Genomic DNA, 1915 nt, shown 5'->3' on the forward strand with positions numbered 1-1915 from the left:
GGCGCGGGGTGGTTCAGGGGGACCACTACCCGTTCTTCCGTACACCGACGGCCGCCAGCGACCCGGGGGCGGTCCGGTATTCGAACGGGGTGGGAAAAGATCTGTGGGATCGCGTCATGAAGCTTTGTGGGGGGCGTCACTTCTGTGAACCCATCCCCACAGGGAAGTGGAAGTGATCGACGTGAACCGTAGGTCTTGGAAGCCGCTGATGGGAACGACCTTGACTCGCCGGGTGCATTGAGATGGCCGGCGATCCTGGTCCGCAACGGTGCCGCGTACGGGTGTGGTTCGGGGACCACGTCGTCGCGGACTACAGTGCCGAGGCCGAGTTGGCCGAGCGGTATGCGCAGGCGATGTCACGGCGGTTCGCCGGGTTGAAGGTGACCAGCGATCCGATTCCGGTGACCGACCCCGATCAGTACCGGTCGTTGCCGGGGGAGCGGTTGTGGGAGGTCGCGCCGAAATGAGCGCTCGTCGTTTCCGGTTGATCCGTCATCATGATGTCTCCGGGGTGAGTGGTACCGGGCCTGTTGCCGAGGGCGTGCAGTTCACCGACGGGGCGGTGGCGCTGCGGTGGTACGGCGACTATCCGACCACGACCGTGTGGGACGGGATCGAGTCCGTCGTCGCGATCCACGGACACGGCGGGGCCACCGAGATCGAGTGGCTCGATGCCGAAACGGGGCCTGATCCGGGGTTGGCGCTGCCGCCGCGCGAGACGCTGGCGGCTCGGCCGTGGCCGGATCTGCACTCCGCGCCCGAACCCGAGGATCCGGACCCCTTGCACCACGAACGCGACCAAGGCACGTACGGCGGTGCGCCGCCGGGTAGCTGGTCGTCGAACCGGGTCTTTCGCTGAAAAAGATACCCAAGAGCAGGTCCGGGTCCGGCGCCGCGGATCCGGGCCAACGCGGCCGCCACACCGCGTCCCCTGCCTCGGGCCCAGCCGAATGCGAGTCCGGCTGGGCCCGAGCCCCACAGCTTCAGCTGAAGTCGGTCAACTGCAGGACGTCGAGGTCGTAGAACTTCGTCGGCCCGTCGCACAGCTCCATCAGTGCGGCCGCGAACTCACCGGTGTCGGGCCGGGCCGAGTTCTCCATCGCCTCTTCGTGTGACGCGAACTCGACGACCGTGAAGTACCGGTCGGCCTCATTGCGGTCCGAACACATGACGGAGCGGACCGGCCGCGGACCGTCGCCATCTGCTTCCCGCTTCTCCCGGTAGGACTCCGCCAGCGCGGCGACCTCGTCGGGTTTCGACGTCCGGTACTCGATGATCTGAACGAAACCAGCCATGTCTCCCCCTTGCCCAAGGCATCCGTTCTCGGATGCCGCTCACTGCCGACACTGCGCCTGGATCGGGGCGGCGGCAAGGGTTCGCGCCTTACGGCATCCTTTCTGCCCTCGGCTAAGGAACCTGGGAATTGTCGGCGCGGCCTGATTGGCTTACCTGCATGGAGATTCTGATCCTTGGCGGGACGGCATGGCTGGGGCGCGAGCTTGCGACGCAGGCGTTGGCGCGTGGGCATTCGGTGACGTGTGTTGCACGCGGTGAGAGCGGGGCGGTGGCCGAGGGCGCGGAGCTGGTGGCCGTGGACAGGAGCCTTCCGGATGCGTACGACGCGTTGCCGGCTCGCGAGTGGGATGCCGTGTTCGAGGTGTCGTGGCAGCCGGGGTTCGTGCGTGGGGCCCTGGCGGCGCTCGGTGCGCGCGCCAAGCACTGGACGTATGTGTCGACGGGGAATGTGTACGAGAAATTCGATACGCCCGGAGCGGATGAGAGCGCGGCGTTGCGAGCGCCCTCCGAGGGCGACGTTGCCGATCGCGAGCAGTACGGCGAAGCGAAGGTGGCGTGTGAGCTCGCAGCGGTGGAGGCGGTCGGGGATCGCCTGGTGATCGCGCGGGCGGGGCTGATC

At 67.5% G+C, this 1915-nt stretch carries 4 protein-coding genes; 3 read left to right on the plus strand and 1 reads right to left on the minus strand.

The window, feature by feature from the left end; all coding sequences use genetic code 11:
- The first annotated feature begins 281 nt into the window (after positions 1–281).
- The gene (locus E1261_RS44565) at positions 282–467 is read left to right on the plus strand and encodes a hypothetical protein (RefSeq protein WP_420814105.1); all 186 of its coding nucleotides are present in this window, start codon (positions 282–284) and stop codon (positions 465–467) included.
- Entirely contained in the window at positions 464–859 is a 396-nt protein-coding gene (locus E1261_RS46205; RefSeq protein WP_238176855.1) for a hypothetical protein, read from the plus strand. The genes E1261_RS44565 and E1261_RS46205 overlap by 4 nt, the downstream gene beginning before the upstream one ends.
- A 124-nt stretch (positions 860–983) precedes the next feature.
- Here the strand turns inward: E1261_RS46205 and E1261_RS44575 are convergent, their stop codons facing one another.
- On the minus strand, positions 984–1295 hold the full coding sequence (locus E1261_RS44575; protein ID WP_132416399.1) for a hypothetical protein: 312 nt from the start codon (positions 1293–1295) through the stop codon (positions 984–986).
- 158 nt (positions 1296–1453) lie between these two features.
- Here E1261_RS44575 and E1261_RS44580 point away from each other — a divergent pair.
- Positions 1454–1915, plus strand: a 462-nt coding sequence (locus E1261_RS44580; RefSeq protein WP_338034003.1) for an NAD-dependent epimerase/dehydratase family protein, incomplete at its 3' end; no start/stop codon positions are given.

Source organism: Kribbella albertanoniae, assembly GCF_004348455.1.
Taxonomy (GTDB): Bacteria; Actinomycetota; Actinomycetes; order Propionibacteriales; family Kribbellaceae; genus Kribbella; species Kribbella albertanoniae.

Excerpts from the sequence above, each read along its gene's own strand:
- E1261_RS46205 (WP_238176855.1), top strand. The coding sequence starts at position 464 with ATGAGCGCTCGTCGTTTCCGGTTGATCCGTCATCATGATGTCTCCGGG.
- E1261_RS44575 (WP_132416399.1), bottom strand. The coding sequence starts at position 1,295 with ATGGCTGGTTTCGTTCAGATCATCGAGTACCGGACGTCGAAACCCGAC.